This window comes from Streptomyces sp. NPDC044064, from assembly GCF_056434245.1.
Map to the genome: position 1 here is coordinate 126,132 of NZ_JBWKFN010000019.1, position 18,200 is coordinate 144,331.

Here is an 18,200-nt window from a genome sequence, read left to right on the forward strand (position 1 = left end):
TGATGTTTTCGGGTGTTTTGCGGCCGTCTTCACCCGTTCGGTGGTGCGGGTTCCGGCCGGAAGCACGCCGAGGGACGGCTCCGGGCCGGGCCGGCTGGCAGGATCGCGGCATGGCTGAACAGCGGCGGGAAGCGGAACGGGAAGCGGAAGCGGCGCGCGTCTGGGCGGCGCTGGTCGCCACGGCCCGCCGGACGGTAGCCGACGGACTGGTCGTCGGCACCTCGGGAAACGTCTCGGCACGCGTAGGGGACGTCGTGCTGGTCACCCCTTCGGGTGTGCCCTACGACCGGCTGGGCCCGGACGACATCACCGGCGTCGACCTCGACGGGCGGCAGGTGCTCGGCACGCTCGCGCCGACCAGCGAACTGCCCATGCACCTCGCCGTCCACCGCACCACCGACGCCCGGGCCGTGGTCCACACCCACGCCGTGCACGCCACGGCCGTCTCCACCCTCGTGACCGAGCTGCCGCCGATCCACTACATGGCCGGCGCCCTCGGCGGCCGCGTGCGCGTCGCCCGCTACGCGACCTACGGCACCGACGAGCTGGCTGCGAACATGCTCGACGCCCTCGCCGACCGCTCCGGCTGCCTCCTGCAGAACCACGGCACGATCACCTACGGCACCAGCCTCGACCAGGCCTACGACCGCACCGCCCAGCTGGAGTGGATGTGCCGCCTGTGGCTGACGGCATCGTCCGTGCCCGGCCTGACGCCCTCCCTGCTGACGGACGGACAGATGGAGGAGGCCGGCACGCGCCTGAAGAGCTACGGCCAACGCGGCTGACCCCGGCGGCCCGGCCGCCGCGCACGCCTGCGGCGATGCCGCGCCCTCCCGTACCCCGCCGGATCCCGGCCACCCTCGCCGTTCCGCTGGCCCGTATCGAGAACCCGCACGACACTGGAACCCGTGGGAACCGTCAGAGCGACCGCCGCCGCACTCACCGCGGTTCTGGCCGCCGGCGCGGCCTCAGTGGCCGCCGGGCGGCTCGCCAGTGACGCCGCGCTGAAGGCTCCCCCAGGCCGCCCGCTGCCCACCGAACCCCGGCTGACCGTGCACGGCACGGCAGCGGGACAGATCATCCTCACCCGCGACCTGGCCTCGCTGCGCCCCGGCACCTACGGCCTGGCCGGCGACGGGTCCCACGCGGTCGTCGGTCCCGTCCTGGCCGCTGCCGCGCACACCGCCGACACCGTCGTACGCCGCCTCGTACGCGTCACGCACGGCACCCTCGCCGCCGGCGACGCCGTGTGGCTCACCCCGAACGTGCACGTCGGCAACCCGGACGCCGCCCTCGGCCTCGAACACGCCGACATCGACGTGCCCGGTGAACTCGGGAACCTGCCCGCCTGGTTCGTGCCCGGCTACCGGGACACCTGGGTGATCGCCGTGCACGGCCTCGGCACCACCCGCGAGCACGCCATGAACGTCATGGAGTTCCTGCACGGCCGCCGCCTGCCGATCCTCGCGCTCGCCTACCGCGGCGACCTCGGCGCCCCACGCCCGCCGGACGGCCTGAGCCACCTCGGCGAGACCGAGTGGCGCGATGTGGACGCCGCGATCCGCTACGCCGTCCGCTACGGCGCCCGCCGGGTCATCCTGCTCGGCTGGTCCACCGGCGCCACCATGGCCCTGCGCGCCGCCGAGCACTCCGTCGTGCGCGAACGGGTCGCCGGGCTGGTCCTCGACTCGCCGGTGCTCAGCTGGCCGGCCACCCTGCGCGCCCTCGCCCAGGCCCGCCACACCCCCGAACCCCTGCTGCCGCTCGCCGTGTGGGCCGCGCAGGGCCGGGCCGGTCTCAACGCCGACGGGGCGGGGGAGACCGCCGACCCGGGGCTGCTCGGCGTGCCGACCCTGATCATCCACGGCCCGGACGACACGGTCGCCCCGTGGGAGTACTCCCGGCGCCTGGCCGCCCGCCGCCCCGACCGCGTCGCCCTGCACACAGTGCCGCAGGCTCCGCACGGGGCGATGTGGAACGCGGACCCGAAGGAGTACGAGGAGCGTCTGCGCCGCTTCCTCACCCCGCTGATGTGAGGTCCCCGCTCCGCCGGTACAAGTCGGAAGCCCCGGTTCCAGGCGTTCCGTTTAAGTCCGAACGACTGGCCTGATCATGTCTCCTCGCCCGTCATCGCCCCCGGTGCGTTGGCCAGCCCCGTAGCCCCCCGTGACATTCCGTTTGGGTTTTCGGACCGTCAACCGGAAGACTGCACCCGTGACGTCCCGTATCCCGCGCGACTCCAGGCTTCGACTCGTCCGACCGCGACCCCTGGCCGCCGCCCCCAGAGCTGTGAACCAGCGGCGCCCACGCCGCCCCGCACCCCGGCCGCCGGAGGGCACCCCGGCCCCCGCCGAACTGGCCAGAATGGCGCGCACCGGACTGGGCGGTGCGGTCCGCGTCGCCCGCTGGGCCGACGCCGCCCTCGGCCCCGGCCGCGACGGTGCCACCGCCGACGGCAAGGCCACCCTCTCCGACACGAGCGCCGAGCGCGCCGCCGCCGACCTCGACCTGAGCAGCGCTCAGGTGCGCGCCGAGTGGGACACCGCCCGCCTCGCCGGACTCGTCGAGGTGCACGGGGACAGCGCGCGCCCCGGCTGGCGCCTGCGCGCCTGGGACCGTGACGACAGTGCCGTGCTGCGCGGCTGGGTCGCCCTCTTCGACGCCTGGTCGCTGGCCAGCCCGGAACCCGCGGACCACGAGCCGGCCTCCGTCGCCGAGGTCGTCTCGGCCATGCCCCAGGTGCTCTCCTTCCTCCAGCTGTCCGCCGGCCCCGTCCCGGTCGAGCAGCTCCTCGACCTGCTCCAGCAGCGGGTCACCGAACTGCGCACCGAGCGCTGCGAGATCCCCTACGGGCCCGGCTCCGCAGGGCCCGAGGGGGCTCTGGGCCCGGCCGAACCCGCACCGGTCGGGGACACCCCGCTCGCCCCCCTGCTCGACTGGGCCCTCCGGGCCCTGGCCGCCGTCGGCGCCCTGACCTACGGCGACGGCCAGGCCACGCTCACCCCGCTGGGCAGCTGGGCGGTCTGGGTCAAGCTGGAGCAGATCTGCGTGGCCGCGCAGAGCCCGGCCGGCAACATCGAGCAGGCCGCCGAGGACATGCTCCGCGGCTGCGCCCAGCTCCGCCCCAACGCGGCCCGCGCCGAGTACCGCGCCTGGCTCGCCGCGCGCCCCGTCGGCAGCGCCGTCACCGAGCTGCTCGGCGCCGCCCGCGGCGAGGACGCCCTGCTGCGCGGCCTCGCCTTCGAGGCACTGCGCGTCGTCGGTGCCCCCGCCGAGCCCGACGTGCACGCCGTGCTCGACGACCCGGCCCTGCGGCCGTACGCCCTGCTGTGGCTCGCCGAGCACGACGGCGTCGACCCGGAGGACGCCCACGAGGTCCTCACCCGTGAGGAGGCCACCTGGCTGTGGGTCGACACCGCCGCCGCCGTCGCCGACCACGGCGAGACGGAGATGCTGGTACGGCACCTGGAGGCCGCCGTGCAGCCCACCGTCCCCACGCTGCTGGACGAGGTCCGCGCCGTCGGCCACCCGCGCACCGTGCAGGTCCTGGTCGCGCTTGCCGCCGCCCACCCCGACCCCGCCCTGGCCAAGGCCGTGCGCCGGGCCGCCTTCCAGGTGCACACCGGCGGATAGGTCTCCCGGTGGGCCGCGTGACCGGTCCGCTCAGCCGCCGATCTCGGGGGCGTACGTCCCGAAGCTCCAGATGTTGCCCTCGGCGTCCCGGGCCATGTAGTCCCGCGAGCCGTAGTCCTGGTCCGTCGGGGGCATCAGGATCTCCGCGCCGTGCTCCACGGCCCGCTGGTGGTGGGCGTCGACATCGTCCACGACGACGTACACCCCCGCGGGCCCGGCGTCCTTCATCGCCGTGTCGAAGAGGCCGCCGCGGCCCTTGGAGCCGACCATCACCGCGCCGTTGCCCTGGACCAGCTCGGCGTGCATCACCGAGCCGTCCTCCGTCTCGTACACCGACAGCTCGGTGAAGCCGAAGGCCTCCGTGAGCTGTCTGATCGCCGCCTTCGCGTCCGCGTACAGCAGCGTCGGAAAGATGCTCGGCCGTCCGCCCGTGCCTGCCATGCCGATCACTCCTTGGTGCGTCGGTCTTCGTGCGTGGGTCCGGTCCTCGCATCGAGTCTTGCAGCCGCCACTGACAACGCCTCGGCGGACCCGAGTGTGGTGCATGTCACGGCATCGCCTCCCGGGCAACAGCCCCTGGACGGCGGCCCGAACACGCGGACGTAGAAAAACCGCTTGCACGGCCCCGTTAGACTTGGCCCATGGCCATTCTCCTCGCGCATTAGACGGCGGGAACGTCCTCAGCCGCCCACCGCCCAATCCCGTACGCCCTGGAGTCTGTCCGTGATCTCCGCCTCCGGTATCGAGCTGCGCGCCGGTGCGCGCGTCCTCATCGAGAACGCCACCTTCCGTGTCGCCAAGGGCGACCGCATCGGCCTCGTCGGCCGCAACGGCGCAGGCAAGACCACCCTCACCAAGGTCCTCGCCGGTGAAGGCATCCCGGCCGCCGGCAACGTCGCCCGCTCCGGCGAGGTCGGCTACCTCCCGCAGGACCCCCGCACCGGCGACCTCGACGTCCTCGCCCGTGACCGCATCCTCTCCGCGCGCGGCCTCGACGTGCTGATCCGCAAGATGCGCGACAACGAGCAGCGGATCGCCAACGGCCAGGGCGCGACCCGCGAGAAGGCCCTCAAGCAGTACGAGCGCCAGGAGACCGAGTTCCTCACCAAGGGCGGGTACGCCGCCGAGGCCGAGGCCGCCACCATCGCCGCCGCGCTCAACCTGCCCGACCGGGTGCTCGGCCAGCCCCTGCACACGCTCTCCGGCGGTCAGCGCCGCCGTGTCGAGCTGGCCCGGATCCTCTTCTCCGACGCCGACACGCTGCTGCTCGACGAGCCGACGAACCACCTCGACGCCGACTCGATCGTCTGGCTGCGCGACTACCTGAAGACCTACCGCGGCGGCTTCATCGTGATCTCCCACGACGTCGACCTGGTCGAGACGGTCGTCAACAAGGTGTTCTACCTGGATGCCAACCGCTCCCAGATCGACTTCTACAACATGGGCTGGAAGCTCTACCAGCAGCAGCGCGAGGCCGACGAGAAGCGCCGCAAGCGCGAGCGCGCCAACGCCGAGAAGAAGGCCGCCGCCCTCAACGCGCAGGCCGACAAGATGCGCGCCAAGGCCACCAAGACCGTCGCCGCGCAGAACATGGCCCGCCGGGCGGACAAGCTGCTGTCCGGCCTGGAGGCGGTCCGCCAGTCCGACAAGGTCGCCAAGCTCCGCTTCCCGGAACCGGCGCCCTGCGGCAAGACCCCGCTGATGGCGGAGGGCCTGTCGAAGTCGTACGGCTCCCTGGAGATCTTCACCGACGTCGACCTGGCCATCGACAAGGGCTCGCGCGTCGTGATCCTCGGTCTCAACGGTGCCGGCAAGACCACCCTGCTGCGTCTGCTCGGCGGGGTGGAGCAGCCCGACACCGGCGAGGTCCGCCCCGGCCACGGCCTCAAGATGGGCTACTACGCCCAGGAGCACGAGACGCTGGACCCCGACCGCACGGTCCTGGAGAACATGCGCTCGGCCGCCCCCGACATGGACCTCGTGGAGGTCCGCAAGGTGCTCGGCTCGTTCCTGTTCTCCGGCGACGACGTCGACAAGCCCGCCGGCGTCCTCTCCGGCGGCGAGAAGACCCGCCTCGCCCTCGCCACCCTGGTCGTCTCCTCCGCGAACGTGCTCCTCCTGGACGAGCCGACCAACAACCTCGACCCCGCCAGCCGCGAGGAGATCCTCGGCGCCCTGCGCACCTACAAGGGCGCGGTCGTCCTCGTCACCCACGACGAGGGCGCCGTCGAGGCGCTCCAGCCCGAGCGGATCATCCTGCTGCCCGACGGTGTCGAGGACCTGTGGGGCGCCGACTACGCGGATCTCGTGGCTCTCGCTTGATCCAAAGACTGATCCACTGTGTATGGATCATTCGGCCGATCCGTGATCCATCATCTGTGTGAGATCTCCTCGTATCGAGGTGTGTCGTACATCGATTTCGCGGCCGATCCCTTGGCTCTCAAGGGATCGGCCGCTTCGCGTCCCTGACCTGGCACTTCGTGAATCCACCCGTTCGGCCCCGTGGGCGATCCACTGTGGAATCCCAGATTCCGTATGTGGGGATGTGCTCCTGTCGTCACGACGATGTCTCACGGACCTTGCCGAATGGGTGGCCATCGCGCCCTGGAGGGGTGATCATGAGGAGACCAGAGCGCACTTCCCATGAGGAGGCACGGGTGGCCGAGACTCTGAAGAAGGGCAGCCGGGTGACCGGCGCCGCGCGCGACAAGCTCGCGGCAGACCTGAAGAAGAAGTACGACTCCGGTGCGAGCATCCGGGCGCTGGCCGAGGAGACCGGCCGCTCGTATGGCTTCGTACACCGGATGCTCAGCGAGTCGGGCGTCACGCTTCGTGGGCGTGGCGGAGCGACCCGGGGCAAGAAGGCCGCATCGTCCTGACTCCGGGCGGCCCATCGCCTTCGACGGTGGCCACCCGGTCGGTTGCCTGATCGGCCGGGTGGTTACTGTGCAGTCACTTAGCATGCCATTACGGCAATGCGTGATGACCGCACCCATCGGAGGCGCCCCATGGCTTCGCCCGACCAGGACCTCGCTCCTGTACTCGACAAGGACGGCGTACGGCTCACCGTCGACGACGCGCTCGCCACGGTGACGCTGACCAACCCGGACAAGCGCAACGCGCAGAGCCCCGCTCTGTGGCGGGCGCTCACCGAGGCCGGTCGGCTGCTGCCGGGCTCTGTCCGTGTCGTGGTGCTGCGTGGCGAGGGCAAGTCCTTCTCCGCCGGGCTGGACCGACAGATGTTCACCCCGGAAGGGATCCCGGGCGAGCCGACCTTCACCGATCTCGCGCGTCGTGACGACGCCGGGCTCGACGCGTCCATCGCCGAATTCCAGGAGGCGTTCACCTGGTGGCGGCGGAACGACATCGTGTCCATCGCCGCCGTCCAGGGGCACGCCATCGGTGCCGGGTTCCAGCTCGCGCTCGCCTGCGACCTGCGAGTCGTCGCGGACGACGTGCAGTTCGCCATGCGCGAGACCGCCCTCGGCATCGTTCCGGACCTGACCGGCACGCATCCGCTGGTCGGCCTGGTCGGGTACGCCCGCGCGCTCGAGATCTGTGTGACCGGGCGGTTCGTCGGGGCCGCGGAAGCGGTGGCGTCGGGGCTGGCCAACCTTGCCGTGCCCGCCGTCGAACTGGACGGTGCGGTAGGGGACTTGGCCGCTGCGATGACGGCTGCGCCGCGGGATGCCGTGGTGGAGACCAAGGCGTTGCTGCGCGGTGCTGCCGGTCGTACGTACGACGAGCAGCGTGCGGCCGAGCGGGCTGCCCAGGGGCGGCGGCTGCGGGACCTGGCCGGCGTCGGCGAATGAGCGAGGGCGGTGGTCAGCCGACTGCCGTGACCAGCACCGCCACGGTCGGGTGATCGTCCAGCGCGTCCCGTACCGCCACGCGTACCTGCCGGGCCACGTCCACGGCCCGGTGGTCCGTACCGGTCGCCAGCTCCACGCGTACGTGCCGGCCGGGCAGGGAGGTTCCGTCGGCGCGCCGTTCGACGTGCACCGCCCGGCCCAAGCCCGCGAGTGAGCCCGTCAGCCGGGTCACCCCGGGGACGGACAGCGCGGCTGCCGTCACCAGGGACTCGTCCGGGTTCGTGGTCTCGCGGGCAGGTGGCGGCTGCGGCGCGGCCACCGCTGCCTCCTGCCCGTCCGCTGCCTCGAGCAGGTCCGTCACCCGCAGGTCGACCTCCGTGGCCATGAGGCCCAGCCGGTCCGTCGCGGCCGTCGCCAGCGTCAGCCGCAGGCGGGACGCCGTCACCGGCAGGGGCTCGGCGGCCGTGGCCGCGAAGTCCGCCGTCACCCGGAGCGCGCCCGGGCCCAGGGCGCTCGGCGGAGACGGTACGACGGGCTCGTGGACGTCCTCCGGATCGGCGAGCGTGATCCGCAGCGCGCCGAGGCGCACGTCAGGAACCTCCGTCGCCGCAGCGCGCGCCAGCACCGCAGCGGCCGCCCCCTCGGCGATCCACGCCCCGTCGCGCGGGCCACCGAGCGGCAGCAGCCTGCCCAGCCCCAGCTGATGCCTGACTTCCTGCGCCCACCGGTCCGCCGTCATTCCTCCAGCCTGCCGCATCCCTGGCGCGCAACCGAGCATCCTTGCTTACGGTGGTCGCAGGACGACGACCGAAAGGGACGTACGGCGATGACCGAGATGACGACGACCCCAGACGGTGACGACGAGCCGCAGGTGTCGACCCGTAAGGCCACCAGGCGCGGCGGTGGGGACCCGGCGACCCGGGGACGCACCACCATCGCCGACGGTGTCGTGGAGAAGATCGCCGGACTGGCCGCCCGGGAGGTGCTCGGCGTCCATGCCATGGGCAGCGGCCTGGCCCGCACCTTCGGGGCCGTGCGCGACCGGGTCCCGGGCGGTGCGAAGTCGGTGACCCGGGGTGTGAAGGCCGAGGTCGGCGAGGTGCAGACGGCGCTCGACCTGGAGATCGTCGTGGACTACGGCGTGTCCATCATCGATGTCTCCCGCGCGGTACGGGAGAACGTGATCGCCTCCGTGGAACGGATGACCGGACTCGAGGTCGTCGAGGTCAACATCGCGGTGAGCGACGTCAAGCTCCCCGACGAAGAGGAAGAGGAGCCCGCGCCGCCCCGGATCCAGTGAGGCACCGGGCCCCGCACACCTGACGAGCTGAGGAGTGCTGCATGAGCATGGCCGTGGTCGGCATGATCGCCGGAATGGCGCTGGGGTTCGCCGGGTACTTCGGCGGGTTCGGAGCCTTCCTGCTGGTGGCGGCGCTGGGCGCCGTCGGGTTCATCGCCGGCCGGTTCCTGGAGGGTGACCTGGAGCTCGGCGACTTCTTCCGCACCCGCGGCGACCGGCGCGACCGCGGACGGTGAGCGCCATGAGCGCGGAGACGGGCACGGTGCGCGGGCCCCTGGACCTCGCGCCGCCCGGCGAGCGGGGTGCCACCCGGATCGCCGAACGGGTCGTCGCGAAGATCGCCGCCCAGGCCGCACGCGAGGCGCTCGGCCCGCTGCCCGAGGGCGCGGCGCCCCCGCACGCCACCGTCGTCGTCCTCCGCTCCCGGCTTCGCTCGAGCGGGGGGACCCCCGTGGAGACGGCCCGCGTCCGTGTCGTCCTCGAACTCTTCTACCCCTGCGACATCGGCGCCCGCTGTGCCGCCGTGCGTCGCCAAGTCATCGAGCGGGTAGGCGCGTTGGTGAGCATGCAGGTGCCGGAGGTCGCGGTCCAGGTCGAGCGGCTGCACCGGACACCGGCAGCCGGCGCACCCCACGGGAGGACGCGATGAGCGAGCCCCGGCCACCCGGGAGTCCCACCCGGCGACTGCCCGTCCTCGACAACGACAGGACCCCCGACGCCCCACCGGCCCTGCTCCCCGAAGGCAGCGGCCGCTTCTGGTCGGCCCGCCGCGTCCCGGCGGGCATCGTCGCCCTGTGCCTCCTGGCCGGCGCGGCCGTCTTCCTCTATGACATCGCCGCCGTCCGCGCCCACCGTCCGGCGATGCACTGGCGCGGGGCCCTGGCCCGGCAGCTCGCCGAGCGGCCCCTGGACAACACCTGGGTGCTGGCCGGAGCGGGGGTCACCGCCGCCCTCGGCCTCTGGCTGATCGTGCTCGCCCTCACGCCCGGCCTGCGGGACCTGCTGCCCATGCGGCGCCCGCACCCCGACGTCCGTGCCGGACTCCGGCGCGAGGCGGCCGCCCAGGTGCTGCGCGACCGGGCCATGGAGGTCTCGGGCGTGCGAGCGGTACGGGTGCGGATGCGGCGCAAGCGGGCCGACGTGCGCGTGGTCTCGCACTTCCGCGGCCTGGACGAGGTACAGGCCGACCTGGACGCCGTACTCACCGAAGCGGTCCGGGGACTCGGACTGTCCCGGCCACCCGCGCTGTCGGTGCACGTCCGACGCCCCGGACCGAAGGGGTGAGGCGGATGCGCAGGGGTACCGTCAACCGCGTCCTGCTCGGACTCGTGGGCCTGCTGCTGCTCGCCCTGGGCGGCGCGGTGCTGGCCGTGGGCCTGGGCGCACCACCACCGCACTGGTGGCTGCACACCGGCCCGCACGACGTCCTGCTCGGCAAGGCCGGGCGCACCCGCTGGCGGCAGGCCGGATGGTGGTGGCCGACGGTCATCGCCGCACTGGCCGTCCTCGTGCTGCTCGCCCTGTGGTGGCTCACCGCGATCCTGCGCCGGCGCCGTCTGACCGAGATCCTGGTCGACACCGGCGACGGCGAGGGCGCCCTGCTCCGCGGCAAGGCCGTGGAGTCGGCGCTGGCCGCCGACGCGGCCGGCCAACAGGGCGTGACCCACACCGAGACCCTGCTGACGGGCCGCCGTACCACGCCCGCGGTGCGCGCGTGGCTCCGGCTGGAACCGGACGTGGACCCCGGAACAGCACTGATCGACTTCACGGCCCGGGCGCTGACGAACGCACGCGAGTCGGCGGGCTTGGCCGCACTTCCGGCGGAAGTACAGCTGAGGGCGGTGAAGCACCGTGCGGAGAGGGTGACTTGATACCGCGAACCCTCAGAACCCGTGCCTCATGCCCCCGTCCACGGGCACCATGATCCCCGTCAGATAGGAGGCCGCCGGGGACAGCAGGAACGCGGACACCCGCCCGAATTCATCGGGCGTCCCGTACCGGCGCAACGGAATCCGGGACTCGTTCGCCGCCCGAGTGGCCTCGGGATCGGCGGACAACGCGTCGAGCTCACGCACCCGGTCCGTGTCGATCCGCGCCGGCAGCAACCCCACGACCCGGATCCCGCGCGGCCCCAACTCGTCCGCGATGGACTTGGCGAACCCGGCGAGCCCGGGCCGCAGCCCGTTGGAGATCGTCAGCGCGGGAATCGGCTCGTGCACCGACCCGGACAGCACGAACCCGATGACCCCGCCCGGCTCCAGCTCGGCCGCCGCCGCGCGGGCGAACCGGACCGCGCCGAGGAACACCGAATCGAACGAGTTCCGCCACTGCTCGTCCGTGTTGTCCGCGACGAAACCGGGCGGCGGCCCGCCGACGCTCACCAGGACGCCGTGGAAGCCGCCGAAGTGCTCCCGGGCGGCCGCGATCAGCCGCTCGGGCGCCCCCGCGTCGGAGTTGTCGACGGCCACGCCGACCGCGTTCCCGCCCAGTTCGGCGGCCGCGTCGGCCACCCGCTTGTCGTCACGGCCGGTGATGACCACCTTCGCCCCGTCGGCGACCAGCTCCCGCGCGGCGGCGTTGCCCAGCCCGCGGGTGGCGCCCGTGACGATGTACACCCGGTCCTTCAGTCCAAGATCCATGGCCCCTATCCTGCCCCGTGCCCCGCGTTCCGGTCCCCTCCGTGCCCGAACAGCGTGAGGGCGGTGTTCACCAGCGCGATGTGGCTGAACGCCTGCGGGTAGTTGCCCACCTGGCGGCGCAGCTCCGGGTCGTACTCCTCGGCCAGCAGCCCCACGTCGTTGGCGAGGCCGACCAGCCGCTCGAACAGCTCCCGTGCCTCGTCGGTGCGGCCCGTCATGTGCAGGGCGTCGGCGAGCCAGAACGAGCAGGCGAGGAAGGCGCCCTCGCCGCCCGGCATCCCGTCGACGCCGACGGCGTCCGTGTCGTAACGGCGCACGAAGCCGCCGTGGCCCAGGTCCTCGCGGATCGCGTCGACCGTGCCGATCACACGGGGGTCGTCGGGGGGCAGGAAACCGACCCGCGGGATCAGCAGCAGCGAGGCATCCAGCTCGCGCGAGCCGTAGTACTGGGTGAAGGTGCCCCGCCGGCGGTCGAAGCCCTGCTCGCACACCTCCCGGTGCACCGCGTCGCGCATCGCCCGCCAGCCGTCCAGATCGCCGTTCAGGTTCGGATACTTCTCCAGCGTCCGTACGGCGCGGTCGGCGGCCACCCACACCATCACCTTCGAGTGCACGAACTGCCGTCGGCCGCCGCGCACCTCCCACAGGCCCTCGTCGGGCTGGCGCCACGCCGACTCCAGGAACGTCATCAGCGCGCACTGCAGCGACCACATGTGGGGCTTGGTGCTCAGTCCTGTCTCGCGGGCCAGGTACAGCGAGTCCATGACCTCGCCGTACACGTCCAGCTGTAGCTGCTCGACGGCTTCGTTGCCGATCCGCACGGGTGCGGACTCGGCGAACCCGGACAGCCAGTGCGCCTCCCACTCCGTCAGCCGTCGCTCGCCCGCCAGGCCGTACATGATCTGCAGGTCCGCCGGGTCGCCGGCGACCGCGCGGAGCAGCCAGTCGCGCCAGGCCTCGGCCTCCCGGTGGTAGCCCGCGGAGAGCAGGGCGCCGAGGGTCAGGGTGGCGTCGCGCAGCCAGCAGTAGCGGTAGTCCCAGTTGCGCACACCGCCCAGTTCCTCGGGCAGCGAGGTGGTGGCCGCGGCGACGATCCCGCCCGTCGGCGCGTAGGTGAGGGCCTTGAGCGTGATCAGGGACCGTACGACGGCGTCCCGGTGCGGCCCCTCGTAGCGGCAGCGGGCCGTCCAGCGCCGCCAGTCCCGCACGCTGATGCTCAGCGCCTCGTACGGATCGACGAGCGCGGGCCGCGGCTGGTGCGAGGGGTGCCAGGTCAGCACGAAGGCGACCCGCTCGCCCTCGGCGACGGTGAACTCCGAGTGTGTCGCCATGCGCTCGCCCCAGGTGCGCACGGGCGGTTCGGTGCGCAGCCACGCCGAGTCCGGGCCGGCGACGGCCACCCGGTGGCCGTCCGCGCGGCGCACCCACGGCACGATCGAGCCGTAGTCGAAGCGCAGGCGGAGCGTGCTGTGCACGGTGACGCGCCCGCTGACGCCCTCCACGATGCGTACGACGTCGGGGGCGCGGTCGCGCTGCGGCATCAGGTCGGTGACGCGCACCGTGCCCTCGGGGGTCTCCCACTCGGTGTCCAGGACGAGGGTGTCGGGCCGGTAGGCGCGGCGGGTGCAGGTGTCCGCGCCGTTCGGCGCGATCCGCCAGTGGCCGTTGTCCTCGTCTCCCAGGATCCGGGCGAAACAGGCGCCGGAGTCGAAGCGGGGCAGGCACAGCCAGTCGATCGAGCCGTCCCTGCCGACCAGCGCCGCGGTCTGCTCGTCACCGATGAGGGCGTAGTCCTCGATGCGCGCGTTCACGGGATGCGGGTTCCCAGGGGACCCGGTGGCCAATCCGGGGGTGCGCCGGGGGAGTGACGGATCTCCGGGCGCCGGGGATCACACGGCGGCCGGTTCCGCCTCCTCGGGCGTCTCCTCGGCCGCGGCCTCCGCGCGGTCGCGGATCTCGCGCCGGACCAGGAACCACCAGCCCACCGGGACACCCGCGGCGAACAGCCACCACTGGAGCATGTACGCGTAGTTCAGCGGGGCGTCCTCGGTGCCGGGGTCGGAGATCTGCTCCGGGGAGTCGCCCCTGGGCTCGGGCGCCGTCTGCTCGACGTAGCCGCCGAGCACCTGTGCGCCGAGCCGTCGCGCCTCCTCGGCGCTGTTGATCAGCATGACCTGCCGGTCCGGCAGGCCCTTGACGTTCCTGATGCCGCTCGCCGCGGTGGTCTCGTCGGCCTTGAGCCGCCCGGTGATGGTGGTCCGGCCGGCGGGCGGCGCCGGAATCTCGGGGAACGCCGTCTGCACGCCGTTCGCGGGGATCCAGCCACGGTTGACCAGCAGCACCTTGCCGTCCGACAGGACGAACGGGGTCAGGACGTGGAAGCCGACCTCGTCGTCGGAGTTGGTCCGGCGGCGGACCACGACCTCCCGGGAGGGGTCGAAGGTGCCGGTCGCGGTGACCGTGCGGTACTTCTCGGTGCGGGTCACGGCGTGCCCGGGGGAGGTGAGCCGCTCCACGGGGACCGGCTCGGCGTGCAGAGCCCGGGAGACCAGGTCGTTGCGGGCGGTGCGCTCCTCGTACCGGTGCTGCTGCCAGAAGCCGAGCCTGATCATCGTCGGGATCAGCGCGATCGCGACGAGGGTGAGGATCACCCACTGGAGGGTCAGCAGAAAGCGGTAGCGGTGCACCCCACGACGGTACAACTCGGTCGTGGGGTGCGATCGGGCGGGTGCCGGGTCAGACGCGGTCGACGATGCCCACCTTTCCCTCGGCGCGGGCGCAGTGGGCGCCGCAGAAGAAGCTGCCGTCCGCCTCCACGCCCTGGCCGATGATCGAGACCTTGCAGTGCTCGCAGACCGGGGCCATGCGGTGGATCGCACAGGAGAAGCAGTCGAACACGTGCACAGCACCCTGTGCGTGGACCTCGAAGGTCATCCCGTAGTCATTGCCACAGACTTCGCAATTCGCCATGCGCCACAGGGTGAGCCGTCGCCCGCCTCGTGGGGCGGCGGGCGCCGGGCGAGTCGCGGCGAATCACCCATCCGTACGGGTCCGGCGTCCGCTCACCCGTCGGCGGGGTCGACGTCCCTCAGCAGCTGCCCGAACGCGGCCTCGTCGACGACCGGCGTGCCGAACTGGCGCGCCTTGACCACCTTCGAGGTGCCCGAGTCGGGGTCGTTGGTGACCAGCAGGCTGGTCAGCCGGGACAGGCTCGTCGCCACGTGCAGCCCGGCCTCGGTCGCCCGGTCCTCAAGCAGCTCACGCTCGGTGGAGGTGTCCCCGGAGAACGCCACCCGCATGCCCTGTTTGAGGTGTTTGCCGTCTTCGTACCGGCCCGGGTTGGGGTAGGGGCAGGCGGGCCGCTTCCGGGACGGGCGCCAGCCGGACTGCCGGTAACCGCCGTAGCCCCCGGTCGCCTGCCGGCCGATTCGAGGGGTGTCCGACCACTCCGTCAGCGGCCGGCACTCCAGCAGCGGCAGCCGTACGCCGCCCGCCGCCGCGGCCCGCAGACTGGGCCGGAACGCCTCGGCGAGCACGCGCGCGTCGTCCAGCGCGTGGTGTGCCCGCTGCTGTACGACACCGAAGTGTGCCGCCAGCGACTCCAGCTTGAAGTTGGGCAGCGGCAGCGCCAGCTCCTTGGACAGCGCGATGGTGCACAGCCGCTGCCGCACCGGCGCCTCGCGCTCCGCGCGCGCGTACTCGCGCGCGATCATCTGCCAGTCGAAGACCGCGTTGTGCGCGACCAGCACCCGGCCGTCCAGCCGGGCGGCGAACTCCTCGGCGACGTCCGCGAACAGCGGCGCCCCTTCGAGCACCTCGCTCGTCAGACCGTGTATCCACACGGGGCCCGGATCGCGCTCCGGGTTGACCAGGGTGTACCAGTGGTCCTCGACCTCGCCGCGCTCGTCCAGCCGGTAGACGGCGGCGGAGATGATCCGGTCGTCCCGGGCCAGGCCGGTGGTCTCCACGTCAACGACCGCGTATCCCTTCGGATACGCGGCCGGCCACTGGGTGGGGGAGGACACTGCGGTCGCACGGTCTTCGAGCATGGTCATTGAGGATACGGGCCGCGACCGACAGTGCTGTCCCGCAGGGGCCGGACCCGCCCCTCGCGCTCGCCCTCCCGCTCGGCCGCCGCACGCGCGTGCGGCGGCCGCAAGGCGGCGGACCAGCGGCACAGTTCGGGGCGGACGGCCCGCGTCAGCCCAGCGCGGCCACCAGGTCCCCGGCCGCCAGCGGCTCCAGACCGCAGCCGTCGGCCGGGCCGGGCAGCAGCCGGTACACCGCGCCGGTCGCGCCCTCCGGCGCCACCCCGCCGTGCACCAGCGCGAGCAACACATGCTTCTTCGCGGCGGCTTCACCCGCACGCGTGTCGGCGTCCGCCGCGTCCGTCGCGGGCTCCCGCCGCTCCGGCGGCTCCAGGGCCCGCACCCGGGCGGCGAACACGGTGTCCGGCTCCCCTTCGTGGCGCCGGTAGTGCCACAGTTCGTCGACGGCGCGCAGGTCGGGTGCCCGCCGGACGACCAGCACCTCGTCACCGCGGGCCGCCGCGTGCCACACCGCGAGGTCCCACAGCGTCGTACGGCCGGACGCGAAGTACTGGAACAGGTCCCGGCCGACGCGGCCCAGGTCCGCGCCGTGCCGGTACACGTTGTGGAAGCCGTCGTCCGACGGCAGGTGGAGGTCCGTCCACAGGAACGTGCGGTGGCGCAGGTCGACCAGCATCGGCACATGGATGCGTGAGTCGCCCGCCAGGTCGTAACGCTGGCGCACCGTGCGCGGGTGGTACCCGGCACCGCGCGCCTCCTCGGCCGCCGACGGCAGCGCCATGAAGCCCGCGAAGGCGTCGAGCAGCTCCTCGAACGGGATGTTGTTGAAGCTGAAGACGACCGGCACCGCGTACCGCACCCCCCGCTCGCCGAGCGCCGCGAGGTCCAGGTCGACGTACTCGGTCGCGCCGTCCGGCGCGGGTGCCGACGTCAGGTCACCGGAGTGCACGGCACTCCGCTCGCCGTACACCAGGTTCGTGTAGTCGCACAGGCCGGCGAACTCCCAGTCCTCGTCGTACAGGGCCACCGACAGGTCCAGGTCCACGCGTGTCTTCACCGGCTGCATCCAGTGCAGGAAGAGCCGCAGCACCGCGCCCTCGGGCAGCGGCTGGGTGCTGCCGCGCGGCACCGACACCAGCGCCTTGGCGGCGGTCCGCTCGGCGGCGGGCACCGCGAGCCCGGCGAGCGCCGAGTCGAGCACCGCCAGGTCGAACCGGGGCCGGTCGGCCAGCCGGCGCAGCGCCTCGGCCTCCAGCAGCGCGCACGCGCGCGCGGTGACCGACGCGGCGAGCGGCGCCCGTGTGTCGTCGACCGTGAACGCGTGCGTCACCTGCCCGCGCGGGAAGAACACCCGCCGCTCGCCGGGCAGATGACGGATCCGCATCCGGCCCAGCGCGGAGAGCAGCGGCCCGGGGCCCGCCTTGGGCAGGGCACGGCGCAGCACGTCCGTGAACTCCTCGGGCAGTGTGTCGAGTTCGCGCAGCCGCAGCAGGTGGTCGAGGCGGCGCAGCAGCTCGCCGGGGCGTTGTGCGAGGAGGGCCAGGGCGGCCCCTGCGTCCCGCTCGTGCAGCGACTGCTCCACCCGCGCGCCCCAGGTGGCCGCCCGGATGCGGTCGCCGGCGACCCGTACGGCCTCCGGGTGCTCGGCGGCCGTGCGCAGCAGCGCCTCGCCCAGGGCGGTGCCGGCGGTGTCGGTGCCGCGCAGGACGGCGAGGGCGAGGGCGGCCCGCGGGTGGCGGGCGTGGTGCTCGAAGGGGTGCAGGATCTCGGCGGCCCGCTTCCACGGGCCCGGGTGCCGCAGCACGTCCTCCACGAGCGACGGCACCGCCAGAGCGTCGAGCACGGCGAGCAGCCGGCCGCGCAGCGCGCGGGGCAGCGAGCACAGCCGCGGCGGCTCCAGCAGGTCCCCCTCGCCGCCCGACCACACGCACAGCAGGCGCAGGACGTCCGTCGCGGTGGTCAGATACGCGGAAAACAGCTCGGTGACGGCCGCGCGCGTGTGCCGGTCGGCCAGCAGCGTGCCCAGGACGAACGCCTTGGTCTCACGGACCGGGATCTCCTCGGGCAGCCAGCCGAGGTCCGCGGGGGCGTGGTCCAGCAGCACCTTCAGGGCGGCGCGGTCCTGCGGCGGCAGGGGCGTGCGGCGGGCCAGCAGGGTCCGCAGGGTGTGCACCGTGTCCGCCGCGCGGTCCGTGCCGAGCGCGAGCAGCTTCAGCGGACCGGCCGGCACATCGCGCGGGCGGCGCGGTTCGGCCGGCACCAGGAAGGGATCGGCGGGGTCGATCCGGCGGTGGCACAGCGGGCAGCCCGTGTAGTCCGCGCCGTCCCAGCAGGCGCGGCACACGAGGTGCGCGCAGGGGGCCACCGGGTGCACGCCGCCCACCGTGCCGCACAGCACGCAGGGCTGCGCGGGCCACTGCAGCAGCAGGGTGAAGACCCGGTCGACGTACAGCTGGAACGTGTCGTCCGGGACGGAGGCCGGGAAGCTGCGGAACAGGGGCATGTGGGTGCGGTCGGCGCCCAGCTCGGCGTCGATGTGCCGGATCAGCTGCCGGCCCGCGTCCGCGAGCCCCGTGGGCCCCAGCCAGGCCAGGGCCGCGCGCAGCTGTGCCGTCGGTGCGAATCCCCGGTCGAGCAGTTCGCCCTCCAGGGCGACGAGTCCCTCCGCCGTCGACGGATCGCCCGGGCGTGGTCCGGCCTGGTCGACGTAGACGGTACGGAGGCGGCGGAGCAGCACGGACGACAGTTCGGACAAGCGGAATCCCCC

At 73.2% G+C, this 18,200-nt stretch carries 19 protein-coding genes; 11 read left to right on the forward strand and 8 right to left on the reverse strand.

The window, feature by feature from the left end:
* Positions 1-110 precede the first annotated feature (110 nt).
* The 3 genes from AC07DS_RS28870 to AC07DS_RS28880 all read left to right on the forward strand — a co-directional run bounded on the left by AC07DS_RS28870 (position 111) and on the right by AC07DS_RS28880 (position 3,633).
* Positions 111-785 (forward strand): class II aldolase/adducin family protein, encoded by a 675-nt coding sequence (locus AC07DS_RS28870; RefSeq protein ID WP_479149905.1) that lies wholly within the window; start codon positions 111-113, stop codon positions 783-785.
* A gap of 123 nt (positions 786-908) precedes the next feature.
* Positions 909-2,036 (forward strand): alpha/beta hydrolase, encoded by a 1,128-nt coding sequence (locus AC07DS_RS28875; RefSeq protein ID WP_479149907.1) that lies wholly within the window; start codon positions 909-911, stop codon positions 2,034-2,036.
* 178 nt (positions 2,037-2,214) lie between these two features.
* Positions 2,215-3,633: a hypothetical protein gene (locus tag AC07DS_RS28880; RefSeq protein WP_479149909.1), complete on the forward strand. Its 1,419-nt coding sequence runs from the start codon at positions 2,215-2,217 to the stop codon at positions 3,631-3,633.
* 30 nt (positions 3,634-3,663) lie between these two features.
* Here AC07DS_RS28880 and AC07DS_RS28885 read toward each other — a convergent pair whose 3' ends face one another.
* Entirely contained in the window at positions 3,664-4,074 is a 411-nt protein-coding gene (locus AC07DS_RS28885) for a VOC family protein (protein WP_479149911.1), read from the reverse strand.
* A 282-nt stretch (positions 4,075-4,356) separates the two neighbouring features.
* On the opposite strand from AC07DS_RS28885, the gene AC07DS_RS28890 reads away from it, so the two are divergent.
* From AC07DS_RS28890 to AC07DS_RS28900, 3 genes are all read left to right on the forward strand, one after another.
* On the forward strand, positions 4,357-5,955 hold the full coding sequence (locus tag AC07DS_RS28890; RefSeq protein WP_479149913.1) for an ABC-F family ATP-binding cassette domain-containing protein: 1,599 nt from the start codon (positions 4,357-4,359) through the stop codon (positions 5,953-5,955).
* Positions 5,956-6,290: 335 nt separating this feature from the next.
* Positions 6,291-6,512, forward strand: coding sequence for a helix-turn-helix domain-containing protein (locus tag AC07DS_RS28895; protein ID WP_004002281.1), 222 nt, complete (start codon positions 6,291-6,293; stop codon positions 6,510-6,512).
* A gap of 129 nt (positions 6,513-6,641) precedes the next feature.
* Positions 6,642-7,445 (forward strand): enoyl-CoA hydratase/isomerase family protein, encoded by an 804-nt coding sequence (locus AC07DS_RS28900; RefSeq protein WP_479149914.1) that lies wholly within the window; start codon positions 6,642-6,644, stop codon positions 7,443-7,445.
* A 13-nt stretch (positions 7,446-7,458) separates the two neighbouring features.
* Here the strand turns inward: AC07DS_RS28900 and AC07DS_RS28905 are convergent, their stop codons facing one another.
* Positions 7,459-8,184 (reverse strand): nucleopolyhedrovirus P10 family protein, encoded by a 726-nt coding sequence (locus AC07DS_RS28905; protein ID WP_479149916.1) that lies wholly within the window; start codon positions 8,182-8,184, stop codon positions 7,459-7,461.
* An 87-nt stretch (positions 8,185-8,271) separates the two neighbouring features.
* Between AC07DS_RS28905 and AC07DS_RS28910 the strand changes: the two genes are divergently transcribed.
* The 5 genes from AC07DS_RS28910 to amaP are packed head-to-tail and all read left to right on the forward strand — an operon-like array spanning position 8,272 to position 10,616.
* On the forward strand, positions 8,272-8,745 hold the full coding sequence (locus AC07DS_RS28910) for an Asp23/Gls24 family envelope stress response protein (RefSeq protein ID WP_479149918.1): 474 nt from the start codon (positions 8,272-8,274) through the stop codon (positions 8,743-8,745).
* A 41-nt stretch (positions 8,746-8,786) separates the two neighbouring features.
* Positions 8,787-8,981 carry a hypothetical protein gene (locus AC07DS_RS28915; RefSeq protein WP_479149920.1) on the forward strand — a complete coding sequence of 65 codons (195 nt, stop codon included), beginning with the start codon at positions 8,787-8,789 and terminating at the stop codon, positions 8,979-8,981.
* A 5-nt stretch (positions 8,982-8,986) separates the two neighbouring features.
* A complete protein-coding gene (locus AC07DS_RS28920; RefSeq protein WP_479149921.1) occupies positions 8,987-9,394 on the forward strand; it encodes an Asp23/Gls24 family envelope stress response protein in 408 nt (135 codons plus the stop codon).
* Positions 9,391-10,029 carry a DUF6286 domain-containing protein gene (locus AC07DS_RS28925; RefSeq protein ID WP_479149923.1) on the forward strand — a complete coding sequence of 213 codons (639 nt, stop codon included), beginning with the start codon at positions 9,391-9,393 and terminating at the stop codon, positions 10,027-10,029. The genes AC07DS_RS28920 and AC07DS_RS28925 overlap by 4 nt, the downstream gene beginning before the upstream one ends.
* Positions 10,030-10,034: 5 nt before the next feature.
* Positions 10,035-10,616 carry an alkaline shock response membrane anchor protein AmaP gene (amaP, locus tag AC07DS_RS28930; protein WP_479149925.1) on the forward strand — a complete coding sequence of 194 codons (582 nt, stop codon included), beginning with the start codon at positions 10,035-10,037 and terminating at the stop codon, positions 10,614-10,616.
* 12 nt (positions 10,617-10,628) lie between these two features.
* Here the strand turns inward: amaP and AC07DS_RS28935 are convergent, their stop codons facing one another.
* The 6 genes from AC07DS_RS28935 to AC07DS_RS28960 all read right to left on the reverse strand — a co-directional run bounded on the left by AC07DS_RS28935 (position 10,629) and on the right by AC07DS_RS28960 (position 18,188).
* A complete protein-coding gene (locus tag AC07DS_RS28935; protein WP_479149927.1) occupies positions 10,629-11,384 on the reverse strand; it encodes an SDR family oxidoreductase in 756 nt (251 codons plus the stop codon).
* Positions 11,385-11,389: 5 nt separating this feature from the next.
* Positions 11,390-13,195 (reverse strand): glycoside hydrolase family 15 protein, encoded by a 1,806-nt coding sequence (locus tag AC07DS_RS28940; RefSeq protein WP_479149929.1) that lies wholly within the window; start codon positions 13,193-13,195, stop codon positions 11,390-11,392.
* A 78-nt stretch (positions 13,196-13,273) separates the two neighbouring features.
* Positions 13,274-14,071 (reverse strand): SURF1 family cytochrome oxidase biogenesis protein, encoded by a 798-nt coding sequence (locus tag AC07DS_RS28945; protein ID WP_479149930.1) that lies wholly within the window; start codon positions 14,069-14,071, stop codon positions 13,274-13,276.
* A gap of 49 nt (positions 14,072-14,120) precedes the next feature.
* Positions 14,121-14,354 carry a hypothetical protein gene (locus tag AC07DS_RS28950; RefSeq protein ID WP_479149932.1) on the reverse strand — a complete coding sequence of 78 codons (234 nt, stop codon included), beginning with the start codon at positions 14,352-14,354 and terminating at the stop codon, positions 14,121-14,123.
* Positions 14,355-14,446: 92 nt separating this feature from the next.
* The gene (locus AC07DS_RS28955; RefSeq protein WP_479149934.1) at positions 14,447-15,433 is read right to left on the reverse strand and encodes a DEDDh family exonuclease; all 987 of its coding nucleotides are present in this window, start codon (positions 15,431-15,433) and stop codon (positions 14,447-14,449) included.
* A gap of 151 nt (positions 15,434-15,584) precedes the next feature.
* A complete protein-coding gene (locus tag AC07DS_RS28960; RefSeq protein WP_479149937.1) occupies positions 15,585-18,188 on the reverse strand; it encodes an MXAN_6230/SCO0854 family RING domain-containing protein in 2,604 nt (867 codons plus the stop codon).
* Positions 18,189-18,200: the final 12 nt, after the last annotated feature.